General features: G+C 72.1%; 15 protein-coding genes. 1 reads left to right on the top strand and 14 read right to left on the bottom strand.

The features are described 5' to 3' along the window. Positions 1-24: 24 nt before the first annotated feature. The 8 genes from tsaD to glmS all read right to left on the bottom strand — a co-directional run bounded on the left by tsaD (position 25) and on the right by glmS (position 8,471). On the bottom strand, positions 25-1,080 hold the full coding sequence (gene tsaD / locus BLQ91_RS01515) for a tRNA (adenosine(37)-N6)-threonylcarbamoyltransferase complex transferase subunit TsaD (RefSeq protein WP_090094747.1): 1,056 nt from the start codon (positions 1,078-1,080) through the stop codon (positions 25-27). Next, positions 1,073-1,531 carry a ribosomal protein S18-alanine N-acetyltransferase gene (gene rimI, locus BLQ91_RS01510; RefSeq protein WP_090094746.1) on the bottom strand — a complete coding sequence of 153 codons (459 nt, stop codon included), beginning with the start codon at positions 1,529-1,531 and terminating at the stop codon, positions 1,073-1,075. Before rimI ends, tsaD begins: the two co-directional genes overlap by 8 nt. Further along, a complete protein-coding gene (gene tsaB, locus BLQ91_RS01505) occupies positions 1,528-2,208 on the bottom strand; it encodes a tRNA (adenosine(37)-N6)-threonylcarbamoyltransferase complex dimerization subunit type 1 TsaB (RefSeq protein WP_090094745.1) in 681 nt (226 codons plus the stop codon). Before tsaB ends, rimI begins: the two co-directional genes overlap by 4 nt. A 343-nt stretch (positions 2,209-2,551) precedes the next feature. Next, positions 2,552-3,010, bottom strand: coding sequence for a tRNA (adenosine(37)-N6)-threonylcarbamoyltransferase complex ATPase subunit type 1 TsaE (gene tsaE / locus BLQ91_RS01500; protein ID WP_245732953.1), 459 nt, complete (start codon positions 3,008-3,010; stop codon positions 2,552-2,554). Continuing rightward, positions 3,007-4,104, bottom strand: a complete 1,098-nt coding sequence (locus BLQ91_RS01495) for an alpha/beta fold hydrolase (RefSeq protein WP_090094743.1) — start codon at positions 4,102-4,104, stop codon at positions 3,007-3,009. Before BLQ91_RS01495 ends, tsaE begins: the two co-directional genes overlap by 4 nt. Further along, entirely contained in the window at positions 4,101-5,186 is a 1,086-nt protein-coding gene (alr, locus tag BLQ91_RS01490) for an alanine racemase (protein WP_090094742.1), read from the bottom strand. Before alr ends, BLQ91_RS01495 begins: the two co-directional genes overlap by 4 nt. Before the next feature lie 51 nt (positions 5,187-5,237). Then, positions 5,238-6,611 (bottom strand): NAD(P)H-hydrate dehydratase, encoded by a 1,374-nt coding sequence (locus BLQ91_RS01485; protein WP_090094741.1) that lies wholly within the window; start codon positions 6,609-6,611, stop codon positions 5,238-5,240. Continuing rightward, a complete protein-coding gene (glmS, locus tag BLQ91_RS01480; protein ID WP_090094740.1) occupies positions 6,612-8,471 on the bottom strand; it encodes a glutamine--fructose-6-phosphate transaminase (isomerizing) in 1,860 nt (619 codons plus the stop codon). It lies immediately after the preceding gene. Between the two features lie 134 nt (positions 8,472-8,605). Here glmS and BLQ91_RS01475 point away from each other — a divergent pair, with 134 nt between their 5' ends. Next, positions 8,606-9,445 carry a dienelactone hydrolase family protein gene (locus BLQ91_RS01475; protein ID WP_090094739.1) on the top strand — a complete coding sequence of 280 codons (840 nt, stop codon included), beginning with the start codon at positions 8,606-8,608 and terminating at the stop codon, positions 9,443-9,445. A gap of 48 nt (positions 9,446-9,493) precedes the next feature. Here the strand turns inward: BLQ91_RS01475 and BLQ91_RS01470 are convergent, their stop codons facing one another. The 6 genes from BLQ91_RS01470 to glmM form a co-directional block, all read right to left on the bottom strand. Then, complete coding sequence (locus BLQ91_RS01470; RefSeq protein ID WP_090094738.1) at positions 9,494-9,931, bottom strand: hypothetical protein; 438 nt, start codon at positions 9,929-9,931, stop codon at positions 9,494-9,496. Continuing rightward, entirely contained in the window at positions 9,922-12,684 is a 2,763-nt protein-coding gene (locus tag BLQ91_RS01465; protein WP_090094737.1) for a hypothetical protein, read from the bottom strand. Before BLQ91_RS01465 ends, BLQ91_RS01470 begins: the two co-directional genes overlap by 10 nt. 6 nt (positions 12,685-12,690) lie before the next feature. Then, positions 12,691-12,954, bottom strand: a complete 264-nt coding sequence (locus BLQ91_RS01460; RefSeq protein ID WP_143022478.1) for a hypothetical protein — start codon at positions 12,952-12,954, stop codon at positions 12,691-12,693. 174 nt (positions 12,955-13,128) lie between these two features. Next, a complete protein-coding gene (locus BLQ91_RS01455) occupies positions 13,129-13,380 on the bottom strand; it encodes a hypothetical protein (protein ID WP_090094735.1) in 252 nt (83 codons plus the stop codon). Between the two features lie 3 nt (positions 13,381-13,383). After that, positions 13,384-13,632, bottom strand: a complete 249-nt coding sequence (locus tag BLQ91_RS01450; RefSeq protein ID WP_090094734.1) for a hypothetical protein — start codon at positions 13,630-13,632, stop codon at positions 13,384-13,386. Between the two features lie 19 nt (positions 13,633-13,651). Beyond that, a complete protein-coding gene (gene glmM, locus BLQ91_RS01445; protein ID WP_090094733.1) occupies positions 13,652-14,986 on the bottom strand; it encodes a phosphoglucosamine mutase in 1,335 nt (444 codons plus the stop codon). Positions 14,987-15,077: the final 91 nt, after the last annotated feature.

Genomic DNA, 15,077 nt, shown 5'->3' with positions numbered 1-15,077 from the left:
ATTCAAGTCCGCCCAGGAATGGGCTCAGAGTATCTGCACCGTGCCGACGGGCAGACCGGGCGTCGTGGAGAGGTCCAGGGGCGACGGCTTCGCGCCCGCCGCGACGAGGTGGGCGCCGAGCGCGGCGATCATGGCGCCGTTGTCGGTGCACAGCCGCGGCCTCGGCACGCGCAGCTCGATGCCGGCCTCCGCGCACCTCTCGGCGGCCAGACCGCTCAGCCGCGAGTTCGCCGCGACGCCGCCGGAGATGACGAGCGTGCCGACGTCCAGGTCCTTCGCGGCGCGGATCGCCTTCGCGGTGAGCACGTCCGCGACCGCCTCCTGGAACGACGCGGCGACGTCGGCCAGCGGGATCTCCTCGCCGGCCCGTTCGGCGCGTTCGACCCAGCGGGCGACCGAGGTCTTGAGGCCGGAGAACGAGAAGTCGTACTTCGCGTCGCGCGGGCCCGTCAGGCCGCGCGGGAACGCGATCGCGCACCCGTTGCCCTGCTTGGCGAGCTTGTCGATGGGCGGGCCGCCGGGGTAGGGCAGGTCGAGCAGCCGCGCGACCTTGTCGTACGCCTCACCCGCGGCGTCGTCGACGGTCGAGCCGATCTCGGTGATCGAGTTCGCGAGACCGCCCTCGACCAGCAGCAGCTGCGAGTGGCCGCCGGAGACCAGCAGCGCGAGGCAGCGCTGCGGCAACGGGCCGTGCTGCAGCGTGTCGGCGGCCACGTGGCCCGCGAGGTGGTTCACGCCGTAGAGCGGCTTGCCGAGCGCGGCGGCGTACGCCTTCGCCGCGGACACGCCGACCAGCAGCGCGCCGGCGAGACCGGGGCCCGCGGTGACGGCGATCGAGTGGATCTGGGAGAGCTCGACCTTCGCCGTGTCCAGTGCGCGGCGCAGGGTCGGGACGAGGGCTTCGAGGTGGGCGCGGGAGGCGACCTCGGGCACGACGCCGCCGAAGCGGGCGTGCTCCTCGACGCTGGAGGCGACCTCGTCGGCGAGCAGTTCGAGCGAGCCGTCCGGACCGAGGCGGACGATGCCGAAGCCCGTCTCGTCGCACGAGCTCTCGATGCCGAGGATCAGGCGGTCAGACACTTTGAGCAGGCCTTCCCATCGTGTACGCGTCGGCACCCGACGGCTGGTAGTAGCGGCGGCGCAGGCCGAGTTGCTCGAAGCCGTGCGCCTTGTACAGGGCGATCGCGGGCTCGTTGTCCGTGCGGACCTCGAGGAAGACCGGCACGCCGATCTCGTCGACGCGGGCGAGCAGGTCGCGCAGCAGCATCTTGCCGACGCCCCTGCCCTGCCAGTGCCCGGCCACGGCGATCGTGTGGATGCTGGCCTCGTACGCGCTGGCGGCGAGCCCGGCGTAGCCGATCAGCTCGTCGTCCGCGTACGCACCGCGGTAGTAGTTGCCGTTGTTCAGCTCGCTGTGGAACGCGTCCTCGCTCCACGGGTCCTCGCCGGGGAACAACGCCACCTCGATCTCGTGGCACGCGGGCACGTCGGCGTGCTGCAGAGGCGCGAGCGCGACGGTGCCGGTGGTCATGCCCTGGTCACCCGCTTGCGCCCGGTGGGCTCCACGGCGTCGGGGCGGCGCAGGTAGAGCGGGGTGAGCGCGGCCGGGCGGGCCTTCGCGAGCACCTCGGCGGCCGCGGCGGCGACCAGGCCCTCGGGGCTCGGGTGCTTCGCTTGGAGCAGCTCCAAGCCGAGGACCTCGGCGTAGATCTCGGCACCCTCACCGGTGGCCTGGCGCACGCCCATCGCGGGCAGCTTCCCGGCGAGGTCCTGCGGGCGCTCGACGTGCGGGCCGTCCGTGCGGCGACCGGCGGCGTCGTACGCGGCCCAGTAGACCTCCTTGCGCCGCGCGTCGGTCGCGACGAGCAGCGGGCGACCGCTGGCCGCGTCCCGCGCGATGGCGTCGGGGGTGGCGACCGGGTAGACCGGGCGGTTGAGCGCCTGGCCGAGCGCGGCGGCGGTGGCGAGGCCCACCCGCAGGCCGGTGAACGGGCCGGGACCGGCGCCGACGACGATCGCGTCGAGGTCGGCGTAGCTCTTGCCGGCTTCCGCGAGCGCGTCGCTGATGTGGGGGGTGAGCAGTTCGCCGTGCGCCTTGGCGTTGAGCGTCACCCGCTTCGCGAGCAGGCGCGGCGGCGAATCGGGCGCGAGTTCGACCACACCGGCGGTGACTGCGGGGGTGGCCGTGTCGACGGCGAGCACTAGCACGATTGTCCAGGGTAGTACGTGTGCCGAACCGCACTCGCCGTGCGTCCGCGAGGCAGGCGTACGACCCCGGTTCCAGGTTCACCGGAGCGGGTGAAGCGCCGGAGCCGTCAGCCGACCACGTCCCTCAGCCGCCTGCCGCCGGGGATGGCCGACGGGCTCGTTCGGCCATCCCCGCGACCCTCCGGGCTCATCCGCCGGAGGTGTTCCCGTTGCAGGCGACGGACGACCGCGAGCAGCGCGCCACCGACGACCGCGGTCGCGAAGGTGTCTTCTGGGTCGTGCGGATCGCATCGGCCCGGAGCGCTCCGTCCTCAACGGACTCCACCCCATCGGCCGACCGGTTTCACACCGGAAGGGTGCGGTCCGCCCATTCGCCGTGCGGCACCAGCTGAGCTGTGCGAACGTCGTCGATCCCGCGTTCGAGGCGGATCAGGAGATGATCTTCGTTCAGGCGTTCCGCGACGCCCTCGCCCCACTCGACGGCGACGACGGCGTCGACCAGCTCGGTGTCGAGGTCGAGGTCGTCCAGCTCGTCCAGGTGACCCCCGAGCCGGTACGCGTCGACGTGCACCAGCCGCACGCCGCCCTCCTGCTCCGGCTCGTGCACGCGGGCGACGACGAACGTCGGCGAGGACACCCGGCCCCGCACGCCCATGCCGCGCGCCAGACCGCGCACGAACGCCGTCTTCCCCGCGCCCAAGGGCCCCGCGAGGAGCACCAGGTCACCCGCGCGGACGACTTCACCCAGCTTGCGGCCGAACTCCTCGGTGTCCTCCACCAAGGGCAGTTCGACGGTCTTCACGCTCGGCGCCACCACTTCTTCCGACTCTCTCCGCGATCGGCCGCGCAGCGTTCGACGAGCGCGACCAGGTGGTCGTTGACGAGGTCAGCCTGCTCCATCATCACCATGTGCCCGGCACCGGGGGCCCGGACGAGCGTGGCGTGCGGCATCTCCTCGGCCATCCGCTCGGCGTGCGAGAACGGCGTGAGCTTGTCCGCGTCGCCGCCCAGGATCAGCACCTCGCAGTGCCGCAGACCCGCCAGCGCCTTGTAGCGGTCGTGCGTGCCGAGGGTCTCGAGGAACTCGGTGAGCACCTTCACCGCGGTCCCGCTGATCATCTGCTCCATCAGGTCCACAAGGGACGGAGCGACCCCGCGGTCGCCGAACGCCCCCAGGCGGATGCCGCTCCACGTGAGGCTCTTCGCGCTCTTGCGCACCCACTCGACGAGTCCGGGTTGCACGCTCGCGAGCCGGCCGACTCCGAGCGTCACCGGGTTGTACCGCGACAGCACGGACTTCGACAGCCCCGCGCCACCGACGGCACCGGCGGCCGTGCCGACCAGCGCGACGCCGAGCACCCGTTCCTCGAAGAGCTCCGGGTGCTTCTCGGCCAGCGCCATGATCGTCATGCCGCCCATGGAGTGGCCGACGAGCACCAGCGGGCCCTCCGGCACGACCGCGCGGATCACCGAGTCGAGGTCGAGCGCGAGTTGGTCGATCGTGCTGTTCTCGCGCGACGAGCGCCCGGACCGGCCGTGGCTGCGCTGGTCGTAGAGCACCTGGTGGACCCGCGGGTCGAGCAGTTCGGCGAGGTCGCGGCGCTGGAAGTGCCAGCAGCGGCGGTCCAGCGCGAACCCGTGCACCAGCACGACGGTGATGTCCGGCTCGCCGCCGTCCGCGGGGTCGACCTCCTCGACGGAGATCGGCACGCCGTCCTCGGCGGCCACGGTCGACTCGCGGTCGGGCCGCAGCCGCCCGAGCGGCTCCTCGGCGAAGCTGTCGGACGCCGTCTTGCGCTCGTGCGAGACCTTCGCCGTCTGCGCCACGGCCGCACCGGCGACGGCGGCGCCGAGCGCGCCACCGACCCACCCGACGACCTTCCACACCGGCTTCACGTGTAGATCCTCCGCACCCGCGGCCGGTACATCCCGCAGACGATCTCGTAGTCGATCGTCCCGGTCAGCTCCGCCCACTCCGTCGCCGTCGGCTCCCCCCGGCTCCCGTCGCCGAACAGGACGACCTCGGCACCCTCCCGCACCTCGTCGTCCTCGCAGCTCACGACGATCTGGTCCATGCAGACACGGCCGACCACCGGACGGCGCCTCCCGTCCAGGAGCACCTCCATCCGGCCGGAGAGCGCCCTCGGGACACCGTCCGCGTACCCGGCGGGCACCAGTGCCAGCGTCGTGTCCCTCCGCGCGGTCCACGTCATCCCGTAGGACACGGACTCACCTGCGGGGATACGTTTCGTGAGAGCCACGTGCGACCGGAAGCTCATGACCGGCCGGAGGTCGTGGTCCGTCGGCACGGGGTTCAGCCCGTAGATCGCGATACCCGGCCTGACCAGGTCGAAGTGCAGGTCGGGCCTCGTCAGCAGGGCCGCGGAGTTCGCGATATGCCGCAACGGGTCGAGCCCCGCCGCCCTCGCCACCTCGTAGGCGTCGTCGAACCGCTTGGCCTGCAGGTCGATGGACGGGTCGCCGATCTCGTCGGCGGACGCGAGGTGCGACCAGATGGCCACGACCTCGTGCTTCTTCGCGGCGTCGACGAGCGCGGGCCAGTCCCGCGGCTGGCAGCCGTTGCGGCTCAGACCGGTGTCGATCTTCAGGTGCAGCCGCGGCCGCGCGTCGGCCTCCTCGGCGGCCTGCTCGATCCGGCGCAGGTCCGACAGCGAGGAGACGCCCATGTCGACGTCCGCGGCCAGCCCGGCCGCCAGGTCCTCGTCCGGCGCGTCGAGCCAGGCGAGGATCGGCGCCTGGATGCCGGCCGCGCGCAGCGCGAGGGCTTCCTGCGTGCTGCACGAACCGAGCCACGTGGCGCCCGCTTCGAGCGCGGCCCTGGCGACCTCGACGGCGCCGTGGCCGTAGCCGTCCGCCTTGACGACGGCCATGGTCTCGGAGGACGGTGCGAGGCCGGCGAGCAAGGCGACGTTGTGCCGCAGCGCGCCTAGGTCGACGACAACTTCTGAACGGGCCATAACCTGGTCATCGTTCCACAGGAGCGCAGCTCATCAGGTGTGAGCGAGCGCTCAGAGGCTCCTGATCGCGTCCGGGATCGCGTTCATCAGCCCCGACGCGGGCACCGGTGCCCCGGCCGCGGCCAGTTCCGCCGCCAGCACGTGCGCGTACGCCGCGTACCCCGCCGCCAGGAACGGGTCCAGGCCGCTCGCGAGCAGCGCGCCGATGATCCCCGACAGCACGTCCCCCGACCCTGCCGTGGCGGGCCAGGAAGACGTCGCCGAGTTGACCAGCGCCCTGCCGTCCGGTGCGGCGACGACGGTCCGGTGCCCCTTGAGCAGCACCACGGCGTTGAAGCGCCGCGCGGCCTTGCGGGCGGCGGCGACGCGATCGGGGCCGACCGGACCGGCCAGGCGTTCGAACTCGCGGTCGTGCGGGGTCAGCACCAGCGGCGCGTCGGGGTCGCGGGCGTCCCACAGCGACGGGGTCGAGGCGAGCAGCGTGATGGCGTCCGCGTCGGCGATCACCGGCACGCCGGCGTCCAGCACGAAGCGCAGCACCTCGGCGGACGAGGTGCCGGTGCCCATGCCGGGGCCGACGACCCAGGCCTGCACGCGGCCCGCGTCGGTGATCGAGCCCGTGCAGATCGCCTCGGGCCAGCGGGCGCGGATGGCGTCGGCGGCGGGACCGGCGTAGCGGACCATGCCCGAGGTGGCCAGCACCGCGGCACCCGTCGACAGCACCGCGGCGCCGGGGTAGGTCGCGCTGCCGGCGGCGACGCCCGTGACGCCCTGGGTGTACTTGTCGTCGGACGGACCCGGCACCGGCCAGCCGATGTCCTGCCGGTCGAGCAGCACGAAGTCGGGGTCCGCCGGCCGCAGGCCGATGTCGACCAGGTGCACCTCGCCGCAGTCCGCCAGCGCGTGCACCGGCTTCAGGCAGCCGAACGTGACGGTGGTGTGGGCGCGCACGTGCGGTCCGGCGATCTCGCCGGTGTCCGGGTCGATGCCGGACGGCAGGTCCACGGCCAGGACCGGGGCGCGCACCGAGGAGACCAGTTCGGCCGCCGCCGGGCGCAGCGGGCCCCGTGCGGACAGGCCGACGATGCCGTCGACCACGAGGTCGGGGGCGCCGACCTCCGCGACGATCCGCCCGCCCGCGCGGCGGAACGCCGCCAGACCCTCGGCGTGGGCCTTCTCCGGCGACAGCAGCACGGCGGACACCGCGACACCGCGGCGGCGCAGGAAGTAGCCGGCCCACAGGGCGTCGCCGCCGTTGTTGCCCGCACCCACGAGCAACGTGACGCGGCGACGGCCGGCGAGCAGCCGAAGGGCGTGGGTGGCCACACCGAACGCGGCCTTGCGCATCAGGGAACCCGGCGGGACGACCGCCATGAGCTCCTCTTCAGCGGACTTGACGCGTTCGGTGTGCCAGACGCCTCTCACCTATTCGACGGTAACGGACTTCGCCAGGTTGCGAGGCTTGTCGACGTCGTAGCCGCGGGCCGTCGCGATCTCGGCCGCGAGCACCTGCAGCGGGATCGTCGAGATCAGCGGCTGCAGCAGCGTCGGGACGGCCGGGATCTCGATCAGGTGGTCGGCGAACGGGCGCACCGTCTCGTCGCCCTCCTCCGCGATCACGATCGTGCGGGCGCCACGGGCCTGGATCTCGCTGATGTTCGACACCAGCTTCGAGTGCAGGACGGCGCGGCCCTTCGGCGACGGCATCACCACGACGACCGGGAGGTTCTCCTCGATCAGCGCGATCGGGCCGTGCTTGAGCTCGCCCGCCGCGAAGCCCTCGGCGTGCATGTAGGCGAGCTCCTTGAGCTTGAGCGCGCCTTCCAGGGCGACCGGGTAGCCGACGTGGCGGCCGAGGAACAGCACCGCCTTCGAGTCGGCGAGCTCCCGGCCGAGCGCCTTGACCCGATCGATCGTGCCGAGCACGCGCCGCACGGCCTCGGGCATGGCCTCCAGCTCGTGGAACTCGCGGGCGACCTCGTCCGGGTACTTGGTGCCGCGGGCCTGCGCCAGGGCCAGGCCGACGAGGTAGTTCGCGGCGATCTGGGCGAGGAACGCCTTCGTTGACGCGACACCGATCTCCGGCCCGGCGTGCGTGTAGAGCACGGCGTCGGACTCGCGCGGGATCTGCGCGCCGTTGGTGTTGCAGACGGCCAGGACACGGGCCTTCTGCGCACGGGCGTGGCGCACGGCCTCCAGCGTGTCCGCGGTCTCGCCGGACTGCGACACGGCGACGACGAGCGTGTCGCGGTCGAGGACCGGGTCGCGGTAGCGGAACTCGGAGGCCAACTCGACCTCGACGGGCAGGCGGGTCCAGTGCTCGATCGCGTACTTCGCGACGAGACCGGAGTGGTAGGCCGAGCCGCAGGCGACGACGAAGACCTTGTCGACGTCGCGGAGGTCCTGGTCGGACAGGCGCTGCTCGTCGAGGACGATCCGGCCGTTCGCGAAGTGGCCGCGCAGCGTGTTCGCCAGCGCCTCCGGCTGCTCCTCGATCTCCTTGAGCATGAAGTACTCGTGGCCGCCCTTCTCGGCGGCGCTGAGGTCCCAGTTGACCGTGAACGGCTTGGCCTGCGCGGGCTCGCCGTCGAAGTCGGTGACCTCGTAGCCGGAGCGGGTGAGCACGACCATCTGGTCCTGGCCCAGCTCGACGGCTTCCTTGGTGTGCGCGATGAACGCGGCCACGTCGCTCGCGACGAAGTACTCGTCCTCGCCGACGCCCACGACCAGCGGGGAGTTGCGGCGCGCGGCGACGACCTGGTCGGGCTCGTCGGCGTGCGTCACCACGATGGTGAACGCGCCCTCGAGCCGGCGGGCGATCTTGCGCACGCTGGCGGGCAGGTCGCCCTTCGTGTCGCCCTCGGAGTAGGCGAACGCCACGAGGTGCGCGACCGTCTCGGTGTCCGTGTCGGACGCCATCTCGACGCCGAGGCCCTCGAGCTCGGCGCGCAGCGCGAGGAAGTTCTCGATGATGCCGTTGTGCACCACGGCGACCCGGTTCGTCGAGTCGCGGTGCGGGTGCGAGTTCCGGTCGATCGGCGCGCCGTGCGTCGCCCACCGGGTGTGGCCCATGCCGACGGTGCCCGCGAAGCTGTCGCGGCCCACCTCGTCGAGCCTGCCCTCCAGGTTCTGCAGCCGTCCGGCCTTGCGTTCGACGGCGAGGTCGTCGCCCGTCACGACCGCGACGCCCGCCGAGTCGTAACCCCGGTACTCGAGGCGCCTCAGCCCGTCCAGCACGACGTCGAGCGCCGACTGGTGACCCACGTATCCCACGATTCCGCACACGGGAAACAGACTAGCTAGACCACGCCGCTAACCCTAATGAGTGAGAGCGCTTCATTTGTGCAGGTCACAAGCCCGAGTGGTGTAGACCAATCTCGGGTGTGGCCCACGCGACAGGATCGACTACGGTTCACCCCATGGCTCGCCGCGTGATCACGCTGACCGCGAAACAGGCACTCGAGCAGCTCAGCAGGCCCGGCCCGCACCCGGTGCTGCGCGGCGACCTCGCGCTCGTGGGGCTTCCCGGCGTGATCTTCACGCCCCGGTCGGGCCTCGGCCTGCCCGCTGTCGCGCTCGGACACGGCTGGATGCAGCCGGTGCGCCGCTACCACGGACTTTTGCGGCACCTGGCCTCCTGGGGCGTGGTCGCCGCGGCCCCCGCCGTCGAACGCGGCCCGCTGCTGTCGTCGCGGGTGCTGGCGGCGAACCTCCTGACCACTTTGGACATCTGCTCCGGCGTGCGCCTGGGCACCGGCGAGATCAGCGTCGACCCGTCCCGCGTGGCCCTGGTGGGGCACTCGATGGGCGGTGGCGCGGCGGTGCTCGCCGCCGCGGAGGCGGAACGCGTCCGGGCCGTTGTGACTTTGGCCGCAACGGAGACGCGTCCCTCCGCACTGGACGCCGCGCGGGAGGTCCGCGTGCCCGGACTGCACCTCGCGGCGGGCGAGGACCGCATCGCACCGCCGGTCGGCCACGCCGAGGCCATCGCGTCCGCGTGGGGCGGTCCCGTGCAGCTGCGGTTGCTGCCCAAGGCCTCGCACCTCGGGTTCACCGAGGGCAGGCACTGGAGCGAGCTGGTGCTGGACGGCCACGCCGAACGCCGCTCGCAGAAGCTCGGGCGCGCGTTCGTGACGGCGTTCCTGCTGCGCGTGCTCACCGGCGACCGCGCCTACGACGAGCTGCTGGACGCCGACCTCAAGAACGCGAACCTCGTGTTCCAGCGGGAAGCTCTGCCGCAACGCGCCGCCCAGCGCTGACCTGACACGTGAAAGGGACGCCCTGCCGGGCGTCCCTTTCGTTCGTGATCACCTCAGCCAGGTCTGGCCGCTCAGGTCGTCGTCATCGTCCACCGGTGCCGGGCGACGCGGGCGCACCGGAGGCGGCGGTGCCACCGGCTGCACGGGCGGGGGCGGCGGAGGAGGCGGGGTGGCCGCACGGGGCGCGTAGCCGCCGTCGTCGTCCTCCGGGCCGAACGCCATCTCACCGGCACCCCGTTCGGGACGCTCCCACTGCGGCTTGCGCTGCTGCGGCTTCTCCCCCTGCTTGCTGATGTTCTCCGCGCTCTCCCGAGCCTCGGAGACCTCACGCCTGTGCTTGTCCTCGCGGGCCGCGATGTCCGCGGCGAGCTTGGCCTGGGCCGCCCTGAGCTCCGACGAGACCTCGGCGGTGCTGCGACGGGTCTTGGCGAGGTTGTCGTCGAACTGCGCCTGCAGGCGCGGATCCACGTCACCGATCATCGCCACGGGCTCGCGGCCTCCCCTCGCTCATCGCCCAGCACGGTCTGCATGGCGCTCAACGGGTTGCTGTTGTCGTCGTCGAACAACGTGCCCGTGGTGCGCCACTGGCTGGCTCCCCGCTCGGAGTCGCCGCCCTGCTGACCGCCCGCTCCGGCGCCGGCCATGCCGCCGCCCATCATCCCGCCCCCCATCATGCCGCCGGACGAGGCACCCGACGGCGGCTGGCCGTGGGCGTCCTGCAGGGACGGCAGGGCCGCGGAACCCGGCTGACCGGCCTCGGAGGCGTTCGTGTTGAACGAGCCGCCGTTGCCGTCGCCCGCGTTCGGGCTGGTCCACGCGGTGTCGGCGGACGTGCCGCCGAGCACCGACTCGCCGCTGCCGCCACCGCCGCCGGTGAACGAGACGCCGGAGGTCGTGGTGCTGTCCGAGGCCCGGGCGAGGACCGGACCGTCAGCGGGAACCCTGGGCTCGCCGACGCTCGGCATGAAGCCGTTGTCCTGGACGTGGTCGCGGGCCACGGCTTCCCCGAAGCGCTCGCCCGGCGCGCTCCAGACCTGCTCCGCGGCCGGCGCGGGCATCGTCTGGAACCCCTCGGCGGCCGGTGCGGGCACGGGCTGGAACCCGGCCTCGGCGGGCGTCGTGGTGACCCCGTCCTCGGCTGGCACGACCTGCGGGAAGTCGGCCTCCGGCGTGCGGAGACCGTCCTCGAGCCTCACACCGTCCATGACCGCGCCACCGGCACCCGAGCCGGAGCCCGCACCCGAACCCGAGTCCGGCGTCTGCGCGGCGGGGTTCTCGTCCTCGCCGAAGCCCACGCCGATCTTGTCCGGCGTGCCGTCGCCGTTGTCCGCGGTCAGGTTGATCTGACCGGTCTCGGTGTCGACCTCGGCGGTGAAGTCCACGCCGTCCTGCTCGATGTGGATCTTGCCGTCGGCGCCGACCTCGACCGGGATCGGGTTCGACTCCGAGCCCAGCGGGCCGCCGCCGGGCGCGGCTGCGCCACCGGGGGCCGGGGTGGCACCGGCCGTCGCGCCGGCACCGGGCGTCTGCCCCGCCTGGGCCGGGGCCGAGCCGGTGAGCGTGCCGGCCATGGCGGTGATGGCCTGGGCGCCGTTCTGGCCCATGAGGGCCTTGGCGGCCTCGGGGTTCTTGCTGAAGTCGAGGTCGTAGGTCTTCGGCTCGCCCTTGGGCGTGTCGATCGTCATCTTCACGTGCCCGTTGGCGTCGGGCTCCGTGACCTTGATCGTGTTGTCGCCCGCGGTGACCGTGACGGTCTCGAGCTCCTCCTCGGGCTTCGGCTGGTCGGGCTTGCCGTCGCCGTCGAGGTCGTCGGGCTTGCCGTCACCGTCGGTGTCACCGGGGACGTCCGGCTTGCCGTCGCCGTCCTTGTCGAGCGGGTTCTCCGGCTTCGGGATCTCGGGCGTTCCGCCCCCACCGCCGCCGGGCGGGGTGCCACCGCCGCCGGGCGGAGTGCCGCCACCGCCGGGCGGAGTGCCACCACCGCCGGGCGGGGTGCCGCCACCGTTGTTGTTGACGTTCTGGCGGCCCTGGTTCGACTCGGTGAACGACGGCGGATCGCCGACCTGCTGGAACGGGTCGCCGCCGAACGCCGTGGTGAGGCCCTGGAACATGGTCTTGTAGTCGGCGTCGACACCGGCCTGCACGGCGTCGCAGTAGCCGTCGAAGGCCTTCTTCTTGTTGTCGAACTCCTCGCAGAGCGCCTTCAGCTTCTCCTTGGCGTCGCTGATGATCCGGTCGCGCACGTCGGCGATCCAGCCGCCCCAGCCGAGGCCGGACAGGATGCCGAGCGGGCCGCCGCAGATCGCGCCGATCACCGAGTTCTTCAGGTCGCTCTGGACGCCGTAGACCCAGTCGAGGACACCGCCGTCGTTCGGGAACACGTCGCCGTTCGCGTGCCGGATGGCCTCCTCGGCCTTCTCGACGGTCAGGCCGCCGCAGGTCTCCGAGTACTGGTCGTGGATCTGCTGCGCGAACTCCTTGACGTGCTTCTGCATGGTGGTCACGCCACCGGTGATCGCACCGGGGCCCGTGCCCGCCTGCTGCACGAACGTCTTGGCGGTCGACGCGAACTTGTCGTGGTAGCCGCGCGCGGCATCGGCCGCCGAGCCCTCCCACGAACCGAGGCCGTTCCACGCGGCGCCGAGCTGGTTGTCGTGCTCCTGCGCCTTCTTGACGTTCTCGGTCAGCTTGTGCGCGTCCTCGCGGAACTTCGCGAAGTCGATGTCGCGGACCTCGTCGTACTTGCGGTAGATGTCGCCCTGGAGGTTCGGGGCGGCGCCCTGGTGCCCGCAGGCCGGCGCGGCCTTGGCGTAGACCGGGATGAACTTCTCGAAGAAACGCAGGCCGGGAGCGCCGGCGTCGAGCAGCGTGTTGCTGTTCGGGACGTCACCCTGCTCGTTCAGCACCTTCTGGGTGGCGCCGAGCTCGCGTTCCTCGCCCGCCTTCTTGACGAGGGCGTCCGCCGCGGAGCCCTCCACCGTGAAGGCGGCGTGCTGGCCTTCCTTGCGGATGTTGTTGGCCTCGCTGAAACCCAGTGTCAGCGGAGCGAGGACCACACCCACCACGTGGTCGCCGACACTCGGGTCGTCGGGAACGTCGACACCGTTCGCCTTGCCGTAGCGCTCGACCTCTTCCTGGGGAGCGCCGGCGCCGGCGAGGGCGCGGACGAGCTGCTTCTTGGTCTCCGGCGTGACGTTCGGGTCGTCGAGGAGCTTCTTGATCTCGTTCTGATCCGCCACGGCTCGTTACCCCTTGAACTGGCTCGAGGTCTGCGCCTCGTTCGACTCGTACGTCTTGGCGACGTCCTTCAGGCGTGTGGCGATGCCGGTCGCCTCTTTGCCGAACTTCTCGAGACTCGTGCCGAACTGGTCGAAGAAGGTCTTGTACTGGGCGGCGACGCCCTGGAACTTGCGCCCGACCTGACCGGCCCCCACGCCCGGCACGACCGAAGCCTTCATCTGGACCAGCTGCGACCCCTCGGCGTCGTACACCCCCGCCGTCTTGGTCAAATCGCCGGACTGTACGCCGAACCCAGCCATTCTCCGCCTCCCCTTGTCCCCGATCCGACGCAGTTCGGCCTCATCGGGTTCCGCCATACAGTGCCAGCTCGGGTCACGCGGTGACCGGAGCTCCACCAGGTCGGTTGCCTTAGTAAACAGCCGTTCGGCCGAAGCCTCCGACGATCACCACTGATCGGGTGGCGGCTGACGCGGTCCCGGGGGCTGCTGCGGCCACTGCCCACCAGGCGGAGGGCCGTACTGGCCGGGTGGTGGGCCGTACTGGCCGGGCGGCGGAGCCTGCTGCCAGTGCTGGGCGGGCGGGTGCTGGACCTTCTTCTTGCGGTTCACCGCGACGGCCACGACGAGCAGCACGGTCACGATGACGGCGATCAGGAAGAGGGCCACGAGGATTTGGACCGGACCGATGTGGAACACGGCTCACCAGCCGTTCGGCGCGGGCGGCTGCTGGCCGGGCGCGGGCTGGGGGTGGACCTGCTGCGAGTGGGCCTGCTGGGGGTGGACCTGCTGCGGGAACCCCTGCGACGGGTACGGCTGCCGCGGGTGGCCGTAGCCGGGCGGGTACGGGGGCTGGGCGGTCTTGCGCTTCGACGCCACGACGACCGCGACGACGACCGCTGTCACACCTCCCAGCAGCACCAGGAGTACGAGCAACATCAGCACGGTCATCTCCAGCCCCCATCCGTCCTCAGTGCACCGAGGAAACCACACCCGCCAGGCGCTGCGCGGCCGACTCGGCCTGTTCGTGGCTCGTGGCCTCGACCATCACCCGCACGAGCTGCTCGGTGCCGGACGGGCGCAACAGCACGCGGCCGGTCTCGCCGAGCTCGGCCTCGACGGCGGCGACGGCCTCGCGGACCGACGTGGCCTTCGCCACGGCCGCCTTGTCGGAGACCTTCACGTTGATCAGGACCTGCGGCAGGCGGCGCATCACCGAGGCGAGGTCGGCGAGCGACTTGCCGGTCTCGGCCATGCGGGCCATCAGGCGCAGCGCGGTGAGCAGGCCGTCTCCGGTGGTGGCGTGCGCGGGCAGCACGACGTGGCCGGACTGCTCGCCGCCGAGCGAGTAGCCGCCCGCCTTGAGCTCCTGCAGCACGTAGCGGTCGCCGACGGCGGTGGTGCGCAGCCGGATGCCGGCCTCCCGCATGGCGATGTGCAGGCCGAGGTTGCTCATCACGGTCGCGACGAGCGTGTCCTCGAACAGCTCACCCGCGTCGCGCATGGCGAGCGCGAGGACCACGAGGATCTGGTCGCCGTCCACCGCGTTGCCGTCGGCGTCCACGGCGAGGCAGCGGTCGGCGTCACCGTCGTGCGCGATGCCGAGGTCGGCACCGTGCTCGCGGACCGCGGCGGCGACGACGTCGATGTGGGTGGAACCACAGCCGTCGTTGATGTTCAGGCCGTCCGGGGTCGCGTTGATCGCGATCACCTCGGCCCCGGCGCGGCGGTACGCGTCCGGTGCGGCCACCGACGCGGCACCGTTCGCGCAGTCCACCACGACCTTGAGGCCGTCGAGGCGGTGCGGTGTGACTTTGATCAAGTGCTCGACGTACTGCGTCTCGGCGTCGGGGACGTCGCGCACCCGGCCGATGGCGGCGCCGGTCGGGCGCTCGAACGCCTGGCCCATGTGCTGCTCGATCTCGTCCTCGACCGCGTCGGGCAGCTTGTGGCCGCCGGCGGCGAAGAGCTTGATCCCGTTGTCCGGCATCGCGTTGTGCGAAGCGGAGATCATCACACCGATGTCGGCGCCGAGGGCCGAGACCAGGTGGGCGACGGCGGGGGTGGGCAGGGCGCCGACGCGCAGCACGTCCGCGCCGGCCGAGGTGAGGCCTGCGGTGACGGCGGCGTCGAGCATCTCGCTGCTCGCCCTGGGGTCGCGGCCGACGACGGCGACCGGGCGGTGGGAGCGGTCGTGCTCGGCGAGCACGCGTGCCGCCGCGGCGGCGACGGACATCGCGAGCTCGGGGGTGAGGTCGGCGTTGGCGAGACCACGCACTCCGTCGGTGCCGAACAGGCGGGCCATGAATCCTCCGGATTGGACACTTCGAGGCAGTGGGAAAAGACCCGGAAAACACTGCGGGAGCAGCAGTTCGGAGTGAACTGCTGCTCCCGCA

Source organism: Lentzea jiangxiensis (assembly GCF_900104175.1).
Lineage (GTDB): Bacteria > Actinomycetota > Actinomycetes > Mycobacteriales > Pseudonocardiaceae > Lentzea > Lentzea jiangxiensis.
Note: the sequence above shows the minus strand (reverse complement) of the source record. Positions and strands in the feature narration are given on the sequence as shown.

Excerpts from the sequence above, each read along its gene's own strand:
- alr (WP_090094742.1), bottom strand. The coding sequence starts at position 5,186 with ATGGCCCGTTCAGAAGTTGTCGTCGACCTAGGCGCGCTGCGGCACAAC.
- glmM (WP_090094733.1), bottom strand. The coding sequence starts at position 14,986 with ATGGCCCGCCTGTTCGGCACCGACGGAGTGCGTGGTCTCGCCAACGCC.
- BLQ91_RS01450 (WP_090094734.1), bottom strand. The coding sequence starts at position 13,632 with ATGACCGTGCTGATGTTGCTCGTACTCCTGGTGCTGCTGGGAGGTGTG.
- BLQ91_RS01475 (WP_090094739.1), top strand. The coding sequence starts at position 8,606 with ATGGCTCGCCGCGTGATCACGCTGACCGCGAAACAGGCACTCGAGCAG.
- rimI (WP_090094746.1), bottom strand. The coding sequence starts at position 1,531 with ATGACCACCGGCACCGTCGCGCTCGCGCCTCTGCAGCACGCCGACGTG.